24 protein-coding genes and 4 tRNA genes are annotated in these 19,503 nt (G+C 42.0%); 26 read left to right on the top strand and 2 right to left on the bottom strand.

The features are described 5' to 3' along the window. Positions 1–73 precede the first annotated feature (73 nt). The 17 genes from ACY3LV_RS19050 to ACY3LV_RS18970 all read left to right on the top strand — a co-directional run bounded on the left by ACY3LV_RS19050 (position 74) and on the right by ACY3LV_RS18970 (position 15,161). Positions 74–523, top strand: coding sequence for a phage tail assembly chaperone (locus ACY3LV_RS19050; protein WP_131227018.1), 450 nt, complete (start codon positions 74–76; stop codon positions 521–523). A 41-nt stretch (positions 524–564) separates the two neighbouring features. Continuing rightward, positions 565–702 (top strand): hypothetical protein, encoded by a 138-nt coding sequence (locus ACY3LV_RS19045; protein WP_014112408.1) that lies wholly within the window; start codon positions 565–567, stop codon positions 700–702. 2 nt (positions 703–704) lie between these two features. After that, complete coding sequence (locus ACY3LV_RS19040; protein ID WP_464864314.1) at positions 705–6,047, top strand: phage tail tape measure protein; 5,343 nt, start codon at positions 705–707, stop codon at positions 6,045–6,047. Further along, a complete protein-coding gene (locus ACY3LV_RS19035) occupies positions 6,040–6,699 on the top strand; it encodes a LysM peptidoglycan-binding domain-containing protein (protein ID WP_003229936.1) in 660 nt (219 codons plus the stop codon). Before ACY3LV_RS19040 ends, ACY3LV_RS19035 begins: the two co-directional genes overlap by 8 nt. 12 nt (positions 6,700–6,711) lie before the next feature. Then, positions 6,712–7,692: an XkdQ/YqbQ family protein gene (locus tag ACY3LV_RS19030; protein ID WP_464864313.1), complete on the top strand. Its 981-nt coding sequence runs from the start codon at positions 6,712–6,714 to the stop codon at positions 7,690–7,692. Beyond that, a complete protein-coding gene (locus tag ACY3LV_RS19025; protein WP_456520356.1) occupies positions 7,689–7,955 on the top strand; it encodes a DUF2577 family protein in 267 nt (88 codons plus the stop codon). Before ACY3LV_RS19030 ends, ACY3LV_RS19025 begins: the two co-directional genes overlap by 4 nt. Positions 7,956–7,967: 12 nt before the next feature. Next, positions 7,968–8,393: a DUF2634 domain-containing protein gene (locus ACY3LV_RS19020; RefSeq protein WP_456520355.1), complete on the top strand. Its 426-nt coding sequence runs from the start codon at positions 7,968–7,970 to the stop codon at positions 8,391–8,393. Next, a complete protein-coding gene (locus tag ACY3LV_RS19015; protein WP_464864312.1) occupies positions 8,386–9,432 on the top strand; it encodes a baseplate J/gp47 family protein in 1,047 nt (348 codons plus the stop codon). Before ACY3LV_RS19020 ends, ACY3LV_RS19015 begins: the two co-directional genes overlap by 8 nt. Further along, positions 9,416–9,994, top strand: coding sequence for a YmfQ family protein (locus tag ACY3LV_RS19010; protein ID WP_464864311.1), 579 nt, complete (start codon positions 9,416–9,418; stop codon positions 9,992–9,994). The genes ACY3LV_RS19015 and ACY3LV_RS19010 overlap by 17 nt, the downstream gene beginning before the upstream one ends. Next, the gene (locus tag ACY3LV_RS19005; RefSeq protein WP_464864310.1) at positions 9,991–10,263 is read left to right on the top strand and encodes a hypothetical protein; all 273 of its coding nucleotides are present in this window, start codon (positions 9,991–9,993) and stop codon (positions 10,261–10,263) included. Before ACY3LV_RS19010 ends, ACY3LV_RS19005 begins: the two co-directional genes overlap by 4 nt. A gap of 3 nt (positions 10,264–10,266) precedes the next feature. Beyond that, positions 10,267–12,024 (top strand): pyocin knob domain-containing protein, encoded by a 1,758-nt coding sequence (locus tag ACY3LV_RS19000; protein ID WP_464864309.1) that lies wholly within the window; start codon positions 10,267–10,269, stop codon positions 12,022–12,024. Between the two features lie 11 nt (positions 12,025–12,035). Beyond that, a complete protein-coding gene (locus ACY3LV_RS18995) occupies positions 12,036–12,365 on the top strand; it encodes an XkdW family protein (RefSeq protein ID WP_464864308.1) in 330 nt (109 codons plus the stop codon). Continuing rightward, entirely contained in the window at positions 12,362–12,526 is a 165-nt protein-coding gene (locus ACY3LV_RS18990) for an XkdX family protein (RefSeq protein WP_464864307.1), read from the top strand. Before ACY3LV_RS18995 ends, ACY3LV_RS18990 begins: the two co-directional genes overlap by 4 nt. A 91-nt stretch (positions 12,527–12,617) precedes the next feature. Continuing rightward, positions 12,618–13,511, top strand: coding sequence for a phage-like element PBSX protein XepA (gene xepA, locus ACY3LV_RS18985; protein ID WP_464864306.1), 894 nt, complete (start codon positions 12,618–12,620; stop codon positions 13,509–13,511). A 67-nt stretch (positions 13,512–13,578) separates the two neighbouring features. Next, on the top strand, positions 13,579–13,857 hold the full coding sequence (locus ACY3LV_RS18980; protein WP_019712729.1) for a hemolysin XhlA family protein: 279 nt from the start codon (positions 13,579–13,581) through the stop codon (positions 13,855–13,857). A 15-nt stretch (positions 13,858–13,872) separates the two neighbouring features. After that, positions 13,873–14,136, top strand: a complete 264-nt coding sequence (locus ACY3LV_RS18975; RefSeq protein ID WP_213415706.1) for a phage holin — start codon at positions 13,873–13,875, stop codon at positions 14,134–14,136. A gap of 50 nt (positions 14,137–14,186) precedes the next feature. Further along, the gene (locus ACY3LV_RS18970) at positions 14,187–15,161 is read left to right on the top strand and encodes an N-acetylmuramoyl-L-alanine amidase (RefSeq protein ID WP_464864305.1); all 975 of its coding nucleotides are present in this window, start codon (positions 14,187–14,189) and stop codon (positions 15,159–15,161) included. Positions 15,162–15,429: 268 nt separating this feature from the next. Here the strand turns inward: ACY3LV_RS18970 and ACY3LV_RS18965 are convergent, their stop codons facing one another. After that, on the bottom strand, positions 15,430–15,906 hold the full coding sequence (locus ACY3LV_RS18965) for a hypothetical protein (RefSeq protein ID WP_464864304.1): 477 nt from the start codon (positions 15,904–15,906) through the stop codon (positions 15,430–15,432). 159 nt (positions 15,907–16,065) lie between these two features. Between ACY3LV_RS18965 and ACY3LV_RS18960 the strand changes: the two genes are divergently transcribed. The 3 genes from ACY3LV_RS18960 (at position 16,066) to ACY3LV_RS18950 (ending at position 17,870) form a co-directional block, all read left to right on the top strand. Continuing rightward, complete coding sequence (locus tag ACY3LV_RS18960; protein ID WP_088326066.1) at positions 16,066–16,389, top strand: hypothetical protein; 324 nt, start codon at positions 16,066–16,068, stop codon at positions 16,387–16,389. Positions 16,390–16,608: 219 nt separating this feature from the next. Beyond that, entirely contained in the window at positions 16,609–17,739 is a 1,131-nt protein-coding gene (locus ACY3LV_RS18955; RefSeq protein ID WP_464864303.1) for a response regulator aspartate phosphatase, read from the top strand. Next, positions 17,739–17,870, top strand: coding sequence for a hypothetical protein (locus ACY3LV_RS18950; RefSeq protein ID WP_268287869.1), 132 nt, complete (start codon positions 17,739–17,741; stop codon positions 17,868–17,870). The genes ACY3LV_RS18955 and ACY3LV_RS18950 overlap by 1 nt, the downstream gene beginning before the upstream one ends. A gap of 43 nt (positions 17,871–17,913) precedes the next feature. On the opposite strand, the gene ACY3LV_RS18945 is transcribed toward ACY3LV_RS18950, so the two are convergent. Beyond that, on the bottom strand, positions 17,914–18,102 hold the full coding sequence (locus tag ACY3LV_RS18945; protein ID WP_044430359.1) for a hypothetical protein: 189 nt from the start codon (positions 18,100–18,102) through the stop codon (positions 17,914–17,916). A gap of 106 nt (positions 18,103–18,208) precedes the next feature. On the opposite strand from ACY3LV_RS18945, the gene ACY3LV_RS18940 reads away from it, so the two are divergent. The 6 genes from ACY3LV_RS18940 to ACY3LV_RS18915 all read left to right on the top strand — a co-directional run bounded on the left by ACY3LV_RS18940 (position 18,209) and on the right by ACY3LV_RS18915 (position 19,345). Beyond that, on the top strand, positions 18,209–18,436 hold the full coding sequence (locus tag ACY3LV_RS18940; protein ID WP_268287870.1) for a hypothetical protein: 228 nt from the start codon (positions 18,209–18,211) through the stop codon (positions 18,434–18,436). Then, the gene (locus tag ACY3LV_RS18935) at positions 18,429–18,641 is read left to right on the top strand and encodes a LexA family protein (protein WP_464864302.1); all 213 of its coding nucleotides are present in this window, start codon (positions 18,429–18,431) and stop codon (positions 18,639–18,641) included. The genes ACY3LV_RS18940 and ACY3LV_RS18935 overlap by 8 nt, the downstream gene beginning before the upstream one ends. Positions 18,642–18,974: 333 nt before the next feature. Next, positions 18,975–19,049: transfer RNA gene (locus tag ACY3LV_RS18930), tRNA-Gly, on the top strand. A gap of 33 nt (positions 19,050–19,082) precedes the next feature. Then, positions 19,083–19,159 (top strand) — tRNA-Arg (locus ACY3LV_RS18925). 26 nt (positions 19,160–19,185) lie between these two features. Continuing rightward, a tRNA-Pro gene (locus tag ACY3LV_RS18920) sits at positions 19,186–19,262 on the top strand. Positions 19,263–19,269: 7 nt separating this feature from the next. Further along, a tRNA-Ala gene (locus tag ACY3LV_RS18915) sits at positions 19,270–19,345 on the top strand. Positions 19,346–19,503: the final 158 nt, after the last annotated feature.

Below are 19,503 nucleotides of genomic sequence, written 5' to 3'. Positions count from 1 at the left end.
CCATAACACTCTCAAACTCAGAGAGTGTTTTTTTATTGCCTAAAGACAACCAAAACAAAAGGAGCTAATTAACATGAGCGAAAAACAAAACGAAAAAGTATATGATCTTTCATTCTTTATGCCAGGACAAACAATTGAAGCGGAAGAAGTAGAAGTGCTTATTTCAAAGCGGTTTGTGGACAAGCAAGGAAAGGTGATTCCGTTTGTGTTCAAAGCTATTACCACAGAACGCATTGACGAGCTGGAGAAAGAAAACACCACTTACAAAAATGTAAAAGGCCGCGGCCGTGTGAAAGATTTGGACAGCCAACGCTTCTATGCTCGTATTGCCGTTGAAACCACTGTTTACCCGAACTTTAAATCTAAGGAACTGCGCGAAGCCTACAAAACAGAGGATCCGGTGGAAGTTGCAAAACGTGTTCTTTCTGTCGGCGGTGAATATGCAAACTGGCTGAACAAAGCAATTGAGATCAATGGCTTTGAGGATGATCCCGAAGATCTTGAAGAAGCAGCAAAAAACTAATAAAGGACGGGGATAAAGAGACTGTGTATCTTTATTACGCTATGCATGAGCTCAAATATTCCCCGTCAGAATTACAAGAACTATATGAGGCGCCGAGAGAGTTCAAGGCGCTTTTATATGGTTTGATCAGTTACAAGCTTGAGCTGTTAGAAAAGGAAGCGAAGAAGGGAGGTAATTAACTATGGCTAAACTAACAGCGACGTTTGATTTACAGGATAAGATCACCCGTAAACTTCGAAAGATCCAAGGAAATGCAGAAAGACTTCAGAGGGCCGCTAATGGCCCTCTTATTTTTGATGCTGAGGATCGAACGGAGCGGGTTATGAGACGAATTGACCGATCAGCAAACCGATTGACTGGGCGTGCTCGATCGCTTGAAGTCGGTTTAGATGATCGGGTTTCGAATGGTTTACATTCTATACGCCAGCAAACAGAGGATCTGACTGAAGGCAGCCACGAGGTGACGGTTTCCGTTAACGATCAGGCTACACCGCGTTTCCGCTTAATTCGAGGAGGCCTTTCAGATTTGAATCGCTCGCATGCTGAACCTACTGTTTCAGTTCGTGATCGTGCTTCAAGCCAATTAGATGAGATCCGGCGCCATGTGTCTGATGTAGACAGCGAACATGCAGAGCCTACTGTTTCTATTAAGGACAAGGCTTCAGCGGTTCTGGATGCAATTGAAGCAAAGTTAGACGGTCTGAAAAACGCTGCTGTCACCCTGGCAGTTGGCGGCGGACTGTCGGCTGGTGCGATTATGGGCAGCGGGAAAAGTGCTATGTCCCAAGACGCCTATGTTTCTGCGACTTCGAAAGTCAGTAAAAAAGACGCTGCTAGAATGACAGACCAGATCTATTATGACAAGAAAGCGGGAGGATCCCGGGAAGAAGTCAGCTTATCTTTGAGAACCTTGTCACAACAGACAGGCGCATCTAAAAAAGCCCTGGCTGAATTGACTGAGTCGTCTAGTAAAATCGCACAGCTCATGAACGCTGATCAGGCGGAAGTGGACCGGGCCTTCAGTTCAATGTATAACAACTTGAAAATGTCCGGGAAAGACAGCGGAGATTTAATTGCGTATGTGTACCGGAACGCGGGTGACCAGGCTGACGATTTGCTGGACACGATGAATGAATACAGTTCCACTTTTAAAGACATGAAACTTACAGGCGGCCAGATCGCTAACGCCATGATTAAAGGGACAAAAGGCGGGGCCAGAAACTTCGACAACCTTGCTGACAGTATGCGTGAATTTAACATTCGCCGTACTGAAATGTCTGATAGTCAAGTAGACGCGTTCAAATCGCTATTCGGTGCCAAAGAAACAGAGAAGATGTTCAAAGGATTTAAAGACGGTTCTATTAGTGGTCAAGAAAGCTTATTTAAGGTTGCTGATGCCTTATCAAAAGTCAAAGACAAGACTAAGCGGGCATCTATCGCCACGGAGCTAATAGGAACGCAATATGAAGACCTGAAGCAGCCGATTTTAGATATGGCTGAAGGCATTGGGACAAGTGCAAAAACAACAGGCGAACTGGAACGCAGCTTTTCTCAGCTTCGGGATAATAACCCGATGACACCGATTAATGACGCCATGCGGGATTTTGAAAGCATATCTAAGGATATGGGAACTTCACTGCTTACCGGTTTAGGCCCAGCTTTTGACAAGATCGACTCGTTCCTAAACAGCAAGGAAGGTCAAGAAAAACTCAAAGAGATCAAAAAGGATATTACTGATCTTGGCGAGGCCATAGGTGACAAGCTGAATGTGGCCATTGAGTGGACGGTGAATCATTGGGACAATTTAAAAACAGCCTTTAAAGTTGTGATTCCTTCTTTAATTGGATTGATTGCATATTTGAAAATCCTACGGCCGCTCTTAAAAGGAATTGGAACTGTCGGAAGTGATGCAGCGGGAGTAATTCGGAAGTTGATTCCCAACCGTACTCCCGGCGGTGACCCTAATACACGTAGCGGCAGACGTAATGGAAAGGCTGCTCGTGGTTCAGGGAGAAGGGGCGGAAGTTCCGGATCTGTATCGAGTCCAACAAGTCTACCACGGAGCGGTAGCTTAACATGTTGTTGCTGTAGCGGTATCGGAGGAAGTGACCGCAGCCGTAAAGGAAGAGGGAGAAATGCTTCTGGCCGACGTGGTAATCCAACCAGTGTGAACCCTTCTAATAGATCTATCACTGTGTCATCTGAACAGCTGGAAAGACGTCGTTCAGGAAGAACGGCAGCAAACGCAGAGGGCGGTTCGAGAGCTTCAGTTAACACAACCAGATCAGAACTTCGTGCAGCAGGCCGAGCGACGGGCGGTGCCTCGAAGTTCGGGAAAGTTTTAAGTCCGCTGAAAAGTGTCGGTAAATTTGCGAAAGGTATCCCTCTTTTGGGAACTGCATTAGCTGCAACCGACTTACTCGGGATGAACAAAGATAATGCAGGTGAGAAAGTTGGTTCTTTTGCTGGGAATCTTGGCGGAGCTGCTGCAGGAGGAGCCGCAGGTGCAGCCATTGGTTCTGTCGTCCCTGTTGTCGGCACTGCTGTCGGCGGAGTTGTCGGTAGTATTGCAGGCGGCATCGGGGGTTCAGATTTAGGATCATCCATTGGCAAATGGTTTGATGATGGCGGCGCTTCTAAAGCATGGGATGGAATTCAGGACGGTGCAGGAAACGCCGTTGATTGGATCAAGGATACTTGGTCTGATTTCTCAGATTGGTTTATGGATAACGTCTGGAACCCAGTTAGTGATTGGGCTGGAGACAAGATTGATAAGATCACCGATAAATTTGAGGATGCTAAGAAATGGCTGACTGATACCTGGAATGACGTATCATCCTGGTTTGTGGATAACGTGTGGACACCTATTTATAACACAGCAGTTCCGATTATAAATTTAGTAGTAGGTGCCTTTCTATTTGCTTGGGATGGTATCCAAGCTCTCTGGAAGATTGTCTCCACTTGGTTCATGGATAATGTCTGGAATCCATTAGTTGACGGTGTCACTGATGCTGCTGATTGGATTTGGACAAAAATAAATGACGCTTGGACTTGGATCTCAGACACATGGTCCACTGTCTCCACTTGGTTCATGGATAATGTTTGGAATCCCATTAGTGATGCAGTGGCAACTGTGGCTGGCTGGATACAAGATCATATTGATTATGCGCGAATCTGGATCCAATTAAAATGGCTTCAAGTGGCAACTTGGTTCTATGACAACGTCTGGAATCCAATCAGTACAGCAGTTAGTGACGTAGCAAATTGGATTTGGACGAAGATCAACGAAGCATGGACTTTTATTTCAGATTTATGGTCTACAGTCTCAACTTGGTTTATGGATAATGTGTGGACGCCGGTAAGTGATGCTGTCACTAATGCAGCAAACTGGATCTGGACAAAGCTTAACGAAGCATGGACATGGATATCTGACAAATGGAGTGCTGTTTCAGCTTGGTTTAGTGAAAATGTTTGGAATCCAATTGTCTCAAAAGTAGAAGATGCAAAAAAATCCATTTCAGAAAAATTTGAGTCAGCAAAAACAGCAGTGACGGACGCGTGGAAAGGCGTTAAAACTTGGTTCACTAAAAATGTAGGTGATCCATTAGGTGAAATTGCTGACGGAATTAAGAAGAAGTTTGAAGATACCTTCTGGTGGGTTATTAAGCTAAAAGGATTAGCTGACGCTGGTGGGGAGATCATAGGCAATATCATAGGGAGAGGTGAGGATGCAACAGGTCTTCACCAAAAGAAATCCGGTAAATCCTCATCTGGTAAAAATTCTAGCGGTGGCGGAGGAATTGCTGGTCTTGCCCAGTCTCAGTCATCAGCGCCAACAAGTATTTTTCCTAAACAAAAAAGTGTTCTTGCAACTGAAAAGAATGCGACGGGCGGCTATATTACCAAACCAACCATTTCATGGATTGGTGAAGCGGGTAAAGAGTTTGTTATCCCTGTTGATAACAACAAAGGCCGCGGTAAAATGCTTCTTTCTCAGGCAGCTTCAAAACTTGGTATGAGCGTTGTTGACGATATGGCTTCTGCTTCATCTGCAGGTGGAGAAACTGCTGTTTCACCATTAGCCGGCGGAGCGTCAGTCTCAGCGACGGTAGCTCCTACTGTTGATACGTCGAGCCTAAATGAACAGGCGGCTTCTTTCGGCCAACAGTTCACACAAGGCTTCGATCAAGGTATTGGCGATAATGTCGTTTCAATGGACACTTGGAAACAGAAAAACGTCGGCCAGCCTATGAAAAATTTGATCTCTTACACTCCGAATTACGGAAAACAGGTGGTCAATGGTTATGCTAATGGTCAGAACAGTACGGCAACCGGAACAGATGGATTCCTACAGACGAAAGTCAAAACACCATTCCAGAATACTGTGAATAAATCCTCTTCATGGGGAACCGGTACGGTCAAAGGGTTTGCTTCCGGTCAAAATAGTTCACAAACTGGTACTGATCAGTATGTAAATACTCATGTGAATAAGCCGTTTTTGAAGTCTAAAGAATCATCAAACGGCTGGGGAACCGGAATGATCGGGAATTTTGTTTCAGGCATGACTTCAAAGGGCAGTGAGGTCCATGAGGCAGCCAAGGAACTAGCAAAAAAAGTCGAGAAAGCTTTTCGTGAAGAGTTAGATATCCATTCACCTTCTCGTGTCATGATGAGCTTGGGGCGTTTCGCCTCTGTCGGAGTTGTAAAAGGTCTGGATTCTGTCGATGTGAAAAAGTATGCTGAAAAGCAAGCCGGTTCACTGGCAGCTGCTTATTCCGGAATGGGTGCAGTAGGGGGCAATGTGAAACAGTGGCTCATGGCAGCAATGATGGCCACAAAGACACCATTGAGCTGGCTGCCGGGATTAATGACGATTGCTCAGCATGAATCAGGGGGCAACCCGAACTCTATTAACCTGTGGGATAGCAACGCGAAGGCGGGAAATCCATCACAAGGACTCATGCAGACAGTCCCGACCACATTTAATGCTCATAAAGCACCGGGCATGGGTAACATTCGAAACCCAATTCACAATGCAGCTGCAGCGATCGGATATATTAAGAGCAGATACGGATCAATAGATAATGTGCCTGGCATTAAAAGCTTGAGACATGGCGGTCCGTATGTTGGTTATGCTAACGGTGGCCTGATCACAAAAGAACAAATTGCTCGTGTCGGGGAAGGAAATAAACGTGAATGGATCATTCCGGAAGAACGGGGGATCCGCGGGCGCTATTTGTTAGCTCAAGCAGCTAAGGCGCTCGGCATGGAAGTCACAGACCCGGCTCAAACTGGTCAAATTGAACTACCATCTGGCCAAGTCACAGCTGCTACCGCAGGAAGCAATCAAACAACTGTGACAGCTGCAGGCGGTAAAGAGGTTGTCATTCAGTTTAATGGTGATCAGCACTTTTATAATGATCAAGACGTGAACAGCTTTGTCTCAAAAATTAAGCAGGCCCTTGTCGCTGAGCTTGAACAGGATATTAACATCGGTACGAAGGGAGTCGTCGCGTTTGACTAGATCTGTTTATGAATTCTGGATTTCACAAGGGAAGGACAAGCTGCGACTTCCTGTCCTTCCTGAACAAATTGATATATCCAACACAATTCAAAATGAATCAGTAAAAGTGGCCAGTTTTGGGGAGATCACTTTTATAGATAAACCGGGAGCGAAAGAGATTTCGTTCTCTTCTTTTTTTCCAAAGAAACACAGTCCGCTTGCTGAGTATAAGGGATTTCCTTCTCCTGAAAATGCTATCGCTAAGATTGAGAAATGGGCAAAAGCGAAAAAGCCGGTTCAATTTTTGATTACTGGCACGAAAATAAACTTCACCTGCAGCATTGAGGGCTTTTCTTATAGTGAGGGTCAAAAAGACATAGGTGATCGTGATTATGAAATCAAACTGAAGGAATACAAAACCGCTGCGCCGCGGAAGATCAAGCAAAAGAAAAAGACAAAGAAAAAACGGCCGTCTAAATCAGCTCCTAAAACGTACACGGTTAAAAAAGGTGATACATTGTGGGACCTTGCCGGCAAATTTTATGGCGACAGCACAAAATGGCGCAAGATATGGAACGTCAATAAAAAGGCTATGATCAAACGAAGTAAACGGAATATCAGGCAGCCAGGACACTGGATCTTTCCTGGTCAAAAATTAAAGATACCGCAATAAGCAGGTGATGACATGATAGAACTTTTCGTCATTAAAGAAACGGAATGGCTTGAGCTGGTAACTGAAAGTGTTTCCCTCGAAGGGCAACGGTATCAGGCGCCGCGATCGATCACAGCAAAGATCATTACGAAACAGGGAACCCATTCATATTACAGCGTATCTGAAGGGGATACGGTTTTATTTAAGTGGAAGGGGAAAGAGCTGTTTCGGGGTATTGTGTTTTCACGGAATCCTGAAGAGCATGGCTTGACCTTTACGGCTTATGATATGCTGCAATATCTGGTCAAAAACAAGGATGTTTATGTGTTCTCTAATAAGCGTGCAGACGAGATCATAAAACGCCTGGCAAGAGACTTTCAGATTCCCACGACGTCCATTGCAAATACAGGTCATACAATTAAATCACTTGTGTTCAAAGATGATACGAGCCTTTATGACATGATTTTGAAAGCCTTGAAACAAACGAAAAGCCAAACCGGAAGGAATTATCAATTATATTCTGCACAGGGGAAGCTTGGCCTTCGAGCTTGGCCTGATCCGTCAGAAGTATGGGTGCTGGAGACGGGTGTGAACATCACCGGATATCAATACAGCACTTCAATTAATGACACGGCCACAAAAGTAAAGCTGCGGCGTCAGAAAGACAATAAAACATACACAGCCACCGCAAGCGACAGCTCAGGCATCAGTAAATATGGTGTGCTTCAGTATGTCGAAACGGTTTCCGATAACATTAACCAAGCGCAGCTTCAGGAGCGTGCGAAAGTCAAACAGGCACAGAAAAAGGGTGTAAAAAAAGAACTCAAAAGTATTCAAGCAATTGGTATTCCGGAACTTCAGAGCGGATTGCCCGTGTATATCTCAATTCCGGAAGTCGGGGTTAAGAAAACATATTGGATCGATACAGACAAACACGAATTTAAAGGATCCACGCACACAATGACCATTGACGTTGTGGAGAAAAACTCTATTCCTGATGGTGTTTCCTCATGAGACTAAGTGAAGCGATCAAACATTTGGCTGTCGGTGCCGTTGGTTCAGAGTCGCCGGTGGATATTCTGCCGGCTGAAGTGGTTTCCGTTTCTCCTGTTGAAATTAAGCTCAATGAAAATGATAAGCTGATTATTCCGTCTGATTTGATTATTATTCCTAAACGGTTGCGCGCTGGAGGAGATGAAGAACTGAAGATGGGTGAGAATGTGATGGTTGTCTCCTTAAAAGGTGGGCAATCATTTTTTATTCTCGACAAAATATAGGGGGTGCCTGGATTGGCCCTTTCGCCAGAAGTTGAATTTGATGATATTGAAGATGACAGCGAAGTCATAGAGACCTCGCAAACCTACAAAATAGATTTTGAAAATGGCCGTATCACAAATGAAATCATCACAGGCCTTGAAGCGATCAAGCAGTTTGTATATTTATCCCTTCATACTGAGCGATACGCCTATTCTGTTTTCAGTCATGACATTGGAAATGAGCTTCAAGACGTCCTAGCAGATAATGAAACAACAGACGCATATAAGAAAATGGAGATTCCGCGGCTGATAGAGGAAGCGCTGATCTATGACGATCGTGTTTCCTCTGTGTCAGATTTTGAAATAGAAAAACAAGGCGATTCGTTCCGTGTTTCCTTTGCGGTCGAAACTGACGAGGGAACACTGGAGATCGAGGAGGTGCTTGGTGAGGATGTTTGAAGATCAAACCTTTGAAGAAATTATGAACCGTATGCTGAACAGCATTTCCGCGGACATCGATACAAGGGAAGGCAGCGTTATCTATAACGCCTTAGCTCCTGCAGCTGCAGAATTGGCCAAGTCTTATATTTGGCTCGATACTGTGCTGGAACTTGTCTTCTCGGACACAGCACAAGGAGAATTCTTAGATCGACGGGCTACGGAAGCCGGCATCGAGCGAACGGCTGCAACAAAAGCAGTCAGGGCGGCGGAGTTTACTGAAGGTGTAACTATTCCGGTGGGTTCTCGCTTCTTTGTTGAAAACCTCTACTTTCAATACACAGCTGACGGGACGTTAGAATGTGAAACAGCCGGGGAAGCAGGAAACGCGAATATTTCCGGACAGAATCTATTGTCATTGGATACCATTCCAGGACTTCAAAAAGCAATTGTGAAAGAGATCCTGATTCCTGGACGTGAAGAAGAGGATGATGACAGTTTAAGAGCGAGATATTTTACCCGCGTACGCCGGGAAGCTGTTAGTGCAAATAAAGAGCATTATAAACAGTGGGCGGAAGAAGTTGACGGAGTCGGAAAGGCGAAAATTTTTCCGCTTTGGAACGGGGATGGCACAGTAAAAATTGTTGTGACCAATGCTAACTTGGAACCTGCTTCCGATATATTGATTTCTAAGGTTAAAAACTATATTGATCCTGAACCCGGACAAGGCGAGGGGCAGGCGCCTATTGGCGCCTTTGTCACGGTGGAGAGTGCGGTTTGGAAAGAGATTGAGATATCAGCTGAGGTGCTTCCCGAGGTCAATAGCTCTATTGATCAGGTAAAGCAAGAAATCGAATCAGGTGTTTTAAATCTCTTTAAAAAGATGGCATTCGAAGACAATGTCATCCGCTTATCGCAGATCAATAATATTGTCTATAACTCACCCTCAGTAAGTGATTATGCAGATATCAAAATCAACGGCTTGACCGAAAATTTGATTCTTAGTGACGTAGAAATCCCTAGATTGGGGCAGGTGAACATCATTGAGCAAACTCGATGAAATGACCGCTTACTTGCCGCCGTTCCTTACCAAGTTAAAGGAAATGTCTGAACTTCTTCAAGCGGAAGCTCCCGAATTTGAAAAGCAAAATAACGGCATCTTTGATCTGACAGATCAACTGTTTGTTACTACGGCAACCTGGGGGCTTGAACGGTGGGAAAAAATATTGAACGTACCTCGAGAGTCCGGTGATACGTACGAGATCCGCCGGCTGCGGCTGATCTCGAAAATGTCCAATATACCGCCCGCAACATATATGGCCATTGAACAGGCATTGAATCGGTTCCTGAAGAATCCGTCCGCTCAGGTCCGGCTACTTCCTGGAGAGTACCGTTTTAATGTTGATATTGATATAGATGATATGCAGCACATGAGCGAGCTCATAGAAACATTAGAAAATATGAAGCCGGCTCACTTGGCGTATACCTTGCGAGCTGCTTTAAATGAGCCACTCCAGATAAAAGATACTGTCATTTTAAATAACAGACGATATCGAAAGGTAAGCGAGCTGATGGTGGGTTATTCCGTCACGCTCAATAATAACGAGGTGGTTTTACCATGATTACGCAAGTTTATAGAGAGCGTACTGCTGCAGATCTTAAAAGTAGAATATCGAAAGTGCTGCTGAATGGAAATGAAACAAAGGTTGTGGAAATAACCATTCAGGGCGCAGTTGTTACAGTGCTTACCCATCGGGAAGAAGATATCAAACACATTGAGAGTGTTCAGGTCCTTGATGAACAAAACAACGTGATTACGGAAAGAACAACAGATTTAGATGTAAGTAACAATAGAACGTTGGACTTTAGATTTACTTTTGAGGTGGTGTAACAAATGGCATATGAAGCAAAAACAGACTGGCTGCCGGATGATCCGATCAATGAGGATGATGTGAACCGTTGGGAAAAAGGCATTCAAGATGCGCATAAAGATTTAGCAGCACATAAAAATGACATGAACAATCCTCACAAGATGACAAAGGAACAATTGGGATTGGGGAATGTTGATGACGTCAAACAGGCTGATTATTATGAGTTTCGACAACATAATTTTAACAATGAGCGTCATGTCTCAAAAAATGAGAAAGACAAATGGAATGCAGGGCAGCTCTATAAACTAACGCAAGATAATGGCAGGGTATTTTATAAAGCCAGCAGTGAAACAACGGATTATAATGAGCTAACTGACACCGGGATGTATCTGATATACAATGCTGGTTTTAACGGGCCAGGCTTGACCCAATGCTTTCTTCTGGTTATGAGCTATGGAAATACGCTCGTTCAAACTGCGTATGATGCCACGAATGGTTTGAAGTCCTTCAATCGAATCCGTAAAAACGACTGGGAAACGTGGACACCTTGGATTGAGATGGAAACCGAAGAGGGAGCTCAAAAGAAAGTCGATGCGCATGCCAATAAAACAGATATCCATGTCACGAAATCTGATAAGGATAAATGGAATGGTGCTCAACTATCTAAAATTACAAATGATGTTGGAGGTGTATCTTTTGCAGTTAACGAAGGCGAAGATATGCTTCAGGCAATTGTAAATAGAGGTAGAAGTATGGGCACATTTTATGCAAATGGAAAAGCAATAAATTCTCCTTCTTCCGCTTCTACAAGAGGATTTTATCAAATGACAAGCCAATCCACTGATGGTAAAGGTAACTATGGCTGGGTTTATGCAATGGACTACAGAAATAATGTCTTTACGAATTATTGGGATGGTAATACTGTCGGATGGCAGGGGTGGAAGAAACTCGAGACAGAAACCGCATCACAAGAGAAAGCTGACAAGGCTCTATCAGATGCAAAAGCTTTTGTTCAAAACAACTTTACAAATCAGAAGCTCACCCTCCTCACAGGAACAAATGCAATTCAAGACGCGAGAACTAGCGGAGAATCATATCCACTTGGGCTTACACTTATGGATATTGGCCAAGGTAACACGACCGGATATCCTTTGCGATACGGAATTGTAAAAAACGAGAAATATAATAATTCCCGCTTCACACAATATTTTTACGGTACAGGCAATGAATCAGGAACCTATATTGACAGTACAGGGATATGGGTTCGCCATTGGTGGAGCGGTTCTGGCTGGACTCCTTGGGAAAAAATATCTGGATTTGCGCATGTCAATGTAGGAACAACTGGAAGACAAGCATTGATTAAAGGTGAAAATAACAAAATTAAATATAACCGCATTATAAAAGATAGCCATCACTTGTTTGATGCAAAAAACAATAGGTTTGTAGCCAGTCATGCAGGAATGCACTTAGTCGGCGCAAGCTTATATATACAGAATACGGAGCGGTATTCTAATTTTGAATTATATGTGTATGTCAACGGCACAAAGTATAAATTGATGAATCAATTTAGAATGCCTACTCCTGCCGGTAACAGTGATGATGAGTTTAATGCAACCATAACTGGATCGGTTACAGTACCGCTTGATGCAGGAGATTACGTTGAAATTTATGTTTACGTTGGTTATTCCGGGGACGTAACACGCTATGTTTCAGATTCAAATGGAGTTCTCAATTACTTTGATGTACTGGAGCTTGGCGGCAGAAATTATCCGAGATTATAGGAGGTGCTTTTATGATTTTGTATGATGCGATTATGTACAAGTACCCTACTGCGGTACCGAGAAAGGACTTTGAACTGCGGAACGACGGTAACGGTTCATATATTGAGAAATGGAATCTCCGGGCGCCGTTACCTACTCAGGAGGAATTGCAAGCCTGGTGGGAAGAATCGAAAAGCAATCCAGCATATGAGCCTCCTGATCAGGTAGAGTTGCTTGCGCAAGAATTGTCACAAGAGAAGCTGGCCCGCAAAAAGCTTGAAGAATTAAACCAAACACTAGGAAATGCGCTGTCTGAAATAAAGCTACAGCTGCTTTCCTTACAAGGAGAGAATAACGTATGAATTATTGGGTATTGGCTTTGTATTATAACTGGGCTACCGATGAAATGGTGAAGCAGGCAATCCATTACAAAGATTGCTCGCCCGAAGATTTACAGGAAGGAATAGAAAAAAATCTAATCACTACAGAACAGTATAAGGAGATTACAGGAGAAGCCATTTAGGGCTTTTTTATTTTGCCTGAAAGGGGGTGGATACGATGTAACGCCTATGATTGACCGTGTAAAGATCAACAATAGCAAGGAGGATTTTTAAATGGTGAAGTATAGTTTTCAATTTCCAACAGATGCAGCGGGTAAGCCGGGAGCAGCCAAGCCATACAGAGAAGGAAACAGAGATTTTGTGGTGCCGGTGGCGGCCATTTCGGGTAATGCAGAGCTGCTGACAAACAAAGTCTTAAAAGCAACAGAGGTATATACACAGTATGGCCAAGATCGATTAGGTCAGGTCTTGATTTCCAAAGTAAAAGGTCACGCTTATTCTGATCGAGAAGGAACCTTATTCATCGAAGAAAGTAATGATGCTAATACATGGACCACAGTGTCTTCCTTAGTGGTTAAGGCAGGGACACTTGGCGAGACTGAATGGATCCACTTAACCCAGCGATACTTCCGCTTCAGGTATGCAAACGGTAATCTGCAGCAATCCGAATTCTTACTATATCAGTCACTTGGCGCTGGTGAAGAAGATATAAATATTAAACAAGCCGTTCCAATTATGACAGCTGTTCCGCTCACTATGCAAATAGACAAGAGCGGCTTAACCGATGAAGGTCGTTTAAAAGTTCAGACTGAAGGCCTGAACCTTAGCTCATTAGACACTCAAGCGAAAACAATGGATATTGTCTTTCACGATAAAGCAGAAACCATAGGTGAGGGTAACCCATTCACCGTTGGATCATTTAAAACGTTGCTCATTGAGGTTTATGGGACAGCTGAGACAAGCGAATTAATATTCTGGGGAAAATCCTTATCTGGAACAAAACGAGCCCTGAGAGGGCAAAAAGTGGACGATGGCACGTTTGCCACTAGCACAAAAGGTAAATCTGAAGCCTGGTCTTTTGATATTACTGGTTTTAAAGAAATTGTGATGGAACTTAAATCTTTGACGAATGGAAACTTTTCAGTAAGAGGGACGGCCGTCTCATAAAATCCGGCTGTCCTTTTATTTTGCCTCGAAGGAGGTGAAGAAGATGAAATAAAAGGGGGGCGTACTGATGTCACAACCGACGGAGGTACCTGATGTGAATATTTTTCAGCAGGATTTAGCGGACATTAAAGGTGAGCACAAAGCACTTGAACAGAGGGTTTCCGCATTAGAGCGCGTGTCTGACCGACAGGACCAGCAAATCATGACGCTGAACGAAAAATTAAACAAAATCGATGAGAATACAACCTGGATCAAACGCACAATCACGGGCGCTATTATTACAGCAGTTTGCACAGGGATTATAGGGGGAGCAATCGCAATTCTTTATAATCTGTTGCAAAAATAGGGAGGAATTACGAATATGAAAAAATATGACAAAGGCACGGTCATTCGGACAGTGCTTCTTTTAATTGCACTTATCAACCAAACTATGCTGATGTTTGGTAAATCACCCTTGGATATTACTGATGCACAAGTGAACCAACTGGCGGATGCGCTATACACTGCCGGCTCTCTGATCTTCACTATCGGCACGACACTGACAGCCTGGTTCAAAAATAACTATGTGACAAACAAAGGGCACAAGCAGAAAGCCATTTTAAAACAAAACAATCTAACTAAATGAGGTTGCCGGCTGGCAGCCTTTTTTAATCTTAAGATAGGGGAGGAAATATTATGGCCATAAAAGTGGTGAAAAATTTAGTTTCTCAAGAAAAATACAGTTTGAAATGTCCGAATCCCATGGTTCCGGAATATATCACTATCCACAATACAGCAAACGACGCTTCGGCAAAGAATGAAATTTCTTATATGAAGAACAACACAAGCTCAACAAGCTATCATTTTGCGGTGGATGATATACAGGTTATTCAAGGGCTTCCGTTGAATCGTAATGCATGGCACACAGGAGACGGAAAAGATGGCCCAGGAAACCGCAAGTCCATCGGAGTAGAGATCTGCTACAGTAAGTCAGGAGGCGCTAAATACTACGCTGCTGAAAAACTGGCAATCAAGTTTGTGGCGCAGCTGCTTAAAGAGCGCGGTTGGGGCATTGATCGTGTTCGCAAGCACCAAGACTGGAGCGGCAAATATTGCCCGCACCGTATTTTAGATGAGTGTAGATGGGATGAAGTAAAAGCCGCTATTGCTGATGAATTAAGCAAAATCGGCGGTAAAAGCTCAGCGTCTTCAGGCGGCTCTTCAGGATCCGGAACAACGTATACAGTGAAAAAAGGCGATACTCTTTCTGCAATTGCAAAAGAGCACGGAGTGAGTGTGGCAAATCTTCAGAGCTGGAATAACATAAAAGACCCGAATAAAATTACAGTTGGCCAAAAGTTGAAACTGAAAGCATCCAGTTCATCCAGCAGCACTAAAACAAGTGGCAAAAAGACATCATACCCGCTTCCTTCCGGAATTATTAAAGTGACAAGTCCGATGACGAAAGGAACGAATGTCAGACAAGTTCAAAATGCTCTGGCTGCTCTTTATTTCTACCCGGATAAAGGGGCAAAGAATAATGGTGTTGATGGCGTGTATGGTCCCAAAACAGCAAATGCAGTCAAGCGGTTCCAGTCAGTCAGTGGTCTAACTGCTGACGGCATTTATGGAACTAAGACTAAAGCGAAAATTGAGGAGAAATTGAAATAAAAAGCCTTCTGACCAAAGCCTTTTAAGCGTCTCTATTATGCACTTAATTACAAAAAGAGAATAAAATAAAAAGGGGTATCAATAACCCCTTTTTGCTTTTAATATAAACGTAAACTACCGTTCCAAGTTTGTCCGATTTTAGCTCCAATCGTAAATCCTTTAATGTCTACACCGAGAACCATAGCCCCTACAACCTTAATTTTTGCAGTATCATTAGTTGTTTTGGTTTTAGTAATGTTATAGCTCTTTCCAGTTTGTTTCCACCAAGCTACGTTAAGGCAGTAACATAAGAGTTAATACCTGACACTTTGGTGAACTGAGGCTTCTTATTTACAAATTTATATTGGTAATTAAACGCGATATTTTTCCAGCAAGCCATCCCTGTCATACCCCAACCTGTAAAAGGCGCCCACCAATTGATAACATGTGAGTCATTTATTTGTGGTTTTATTAGGGGAGTACCTTCACTAACATTAATGGCCTTTTCAAACTCTTGTGGTTGTTGAGCATTTTTAATAAACTCTTCAAAATCCTGAACTGAATCAAACTTCAAAAAATCCTTTTTAGATACACTTGAAAATTCTTCGCTTGAGACATCCACTAATTCAAAACCAAGGTCCTTTTGTAATTCTTCCACTTGGTTCTTTGTTTCAGCAATCTCTTTTGTTGTGGATTCTGCGTTGGCTGAAGCAAAAGGAACCAAAGCCAAGCCAAGGGCAATGACTAAGACTAAAATCCTTTTCATACTCTCAACCTCCATTTAATTTAGTTCTTACAAACCAATTAAAACATATAAAAGTCCCAAAATCCATAAAAAACCAAAAGATTTATATTTTTCAATAAATTTATTTATTTGGATATGTTATAATTGCCGGGTAACATATAAGGGGAAGGGAGTGATTGCATGAAAAACCGATTGAAAAAATACAAGTTAGGTTTGATAAGCTTTCTGGTTCCACTTATTTCGATTTTTGTAATACCCTATGAGAAGGTTTCAGAATTGGGGTATGCTCTCGGTTTCCCTATTCAATTTGTGATTTATCGTAGCTATGATGGGTTTGTAGGAAATAGGTTTTTGTTATTTACTCCAACAGAATTCATAAAGACAGAGTTTAATGTTGTTAATTATTTAATCGCCGTTCTGATGGTTTATGTAATACTAAGGATCATCAAAAAAGTTATAACAGGGTTGAAAGCAACTAAACATAATCCTATTGAGGAAAGATAAAAATATTTACCCTCATAAAAATAAGCCCAACTCATATGAGAGGGGCTTTTTTAAATAATCTATATTTTCTTTTCTATATCCTATGATAGGGTGCCTTTAAGTAATTCAGCTATATGTCGGAAAATACCCGCAAGAAAAATTTGCGGTTTTTTTGCGGTTTAAACACTTTTTGGAAATGTTACAATATTACAAAAATAGACATAAGAGGGAGGGGTATGTATGGACCAAGTTTTACCGTCATCCCGAGTGGGAGTCAAGATCAATGAATGGTATAAAATGATTCGTCAATTCAGTGTTCCTGATGCAGAAATCTTAAAGGCAGAAGTGGAGCAAGAAATAGAGGAAATGGAAGAGGATCAGGATTTACTTGTTTATTATTCGTTGATGTGTTTCCGTCATCAATTGATGTTAGATTCATTGGAGCCAGAAGACAGATATCGGGATCGTCCCACAGTCGATGAACTACTTGAAAAAATAGAAAAACCGCAAAAAAGACTTACAGGCCTTTTAAAATATTACTCATTATTTTTCCGAGGGATGTATGAATTTGATCATAAAGAATACGTTGAAGCGATAAGTTATTATCGTAAAGCTGAGGAAGAATTGACTGCAGTTTCAGATGAAATGGAACAAGCTGAATTTCATTATAAAATAGCTGATGCCTACTATCAAATTGATCAGCATTTTGTTTCCCTGAATCATTTGAAAAAAGCTAAGCATTTGTTTGAAAAGAATCAATTATATAAGGTGAAAGTGATCGGATGCAATATGATGTTTGGAGCTAATATGTACGATATGTACCGGCTGACAGAGGCGGAATCATATTACCGAGAAGCTTTAAGTGTCGCTGAGGGAATGAATGAGAAAAAGGCAAAAAGGATCATTGGGGTGATCTTTCATAATTTAGGCTTAGTTTATTTAAGGACCCAAAACCTAAGTGCAGCTGAAGAGCATTTCAAAAAAGCAATAGACATGAAAGAACATCTTGATACAGTGTATGGAGTAAGATCATTATATATGATGGCAAATGTACTTTACCAAAGCAACAAACCTAAGGAAGCACGTTTCTTTTATGAAACAGCTTTAAAACGGGCTGAAGATTCTAATGAAGAAGAATACATGGCGAAATTAAAGATCATTAATTCAATATATGAAGAATATAATGAAACAGAAGTAAATCGAAGCTTAGACTATTTGGAAAAGAAACGCCTGTGGTCTGATTTTGCAGAATTAACAGAAAAATTGGGTGACTTTCATTATGAGCAAAGAAACTATGCAGAGGGAAGAAGCTTCTTAAAGAGAACTATACATGCACAAACACAAATACTTAAGGTTACGGAGGCTATATAATGAAAAAATTTTTAATCAGCTCCGCTTTAATCGGTATTCTTTTTGCAGGTTTATTAAATGTGGAAAAGGTATATGATGCTATGAATGATTCTGGAACTTTCTATGTAGCCGAAAAAGCTATTAATATCTAAGTAATATTATCCTGTTAAACCCCATCTTTTTAAGGTGGGGTTTTTACACAATCCATTTATTCTTTTTCTTATCCCATTTTAACAAACGCTGCCTCATAAGATTTTTAACGGCTTCCCGTATAGCTCGTTCATCCTTCCCAGTTTTTCTCTTCAATTGATCCAACGAAGGATTTTTTCCTAAATGGGTCATATTAAAAATAATCCGATACACTTTTTGTTCAAAATCGTTCAATTCAATTGCCTCCTTGAGTAAATAATACCAGAACAAACATTCGCTTTTCAACTTGAAATAGAACTAATGTTCGTATAAAATAATGGTAGAGAAGGAGGAGGAAAGCATGGAATCGATTTTAAAACGTTCATTAACTGAGAAAACAGCATTAGATATGATTTATATGAGAAGTGACGGTCTTATCACGAAGAGATCAATTATTGTTCGACAAATTAATCAGAGTTACATACGCGCTTATTGTTTCACCAGCCGTCAAACAAAGACGTTTACTATCGAAAATATCCTTGCTGTTTCTCCTGCAGCATATAAAAGAGGGGTCAGGAATTATGCGTAAAATTACAGAAAGACAATTTGAAACGCTCCAGGTTATCGAGAATTACATTAAGGAAAAGGGGTTTGCTCCTACATATAGAGAATTAATGAATCTGTTAGGGCTAACCTCAACGAGTACAGTAAAAGGGTTGTTGGATGCTCTGAAAAGAAAAGATTATATAACCTGGGAAGCAGGATCACCAAGAACGTTGAAAATTGTTAAGTGAAAACCATCTATATATAAGATGGTTTTTTATTTGCCCTCGTGTTCAGTATTTAATGAAGTGGTTGCCGGGTTTAATTTCAGGTGTCTGCCACCCAGGGTGGCAGAAAGGTGGCAAACACGATTATTTGCCACCTTTCTAAATTTGTTTAAACCGTATTGACATTTATCAAAACCCTGCTATAATTACTTTTGTCCTAAGAAACCGGATATAAACTTTCAAGATGCTCTTCCATGGTAAGGAAGAGGTCAGCGGTTCGAGCCCGCTTGGAAGCTTTATTAAGTGTGTTATTACCAAGGTTTCTCAAAAAAGAGAAAGCTTTTTTTATTGCGATATGCGGAAGTAGTTCAGTGGTAGAACACCACCTTGCCAAGGTGGGGGTCGCGGGTTCGAATCCCGTCTTCCGCTCCATTTTTATCCCAACGGGATATTGTAAAATTGATTGCGCCCGTAGCTCAATTGGATAGAGCGTTTGACTACGGATCAAAAGGTTAGGGGTTCGACTCCTCTCGGGCGCGCCATTATTGTTATAGAATAGATAGGGAATCGGGAAGTAGCTCAGCTTGGTAGAGCACATGGTTTGGGACCATGGGGTCGCAGGTTCGAATCCTGTCTTCCCGACCATTTCAATGGGGCCTTAGCTCAGCTGGGAGAGCGCCTGCTTTGCACGCAGGAGGTCAGCGGTTCGATCCCGCTAGGCTCCACCAATTTTTTAAAAAAAGGTTGTTGACTTTGAAGAAGCATCGTTGTATACTAATAAAGTTGCTTTAACAAAGCGAACAAACGAAATGATCTTTGAAAACTAAACAAGACAAAACGTACCTGTTAATTCATTTTTTATAAATCGCACAGCGATGTGCGTAGT

It is taken from the genome of Bacillus sp. 11C, assembly GCF_055486375.1.
The sequence above is the reverse complement of the archived record's forward strand: the minus strand, read 5'-3'. Positions and strand labels throughout refer to the sequence as shown.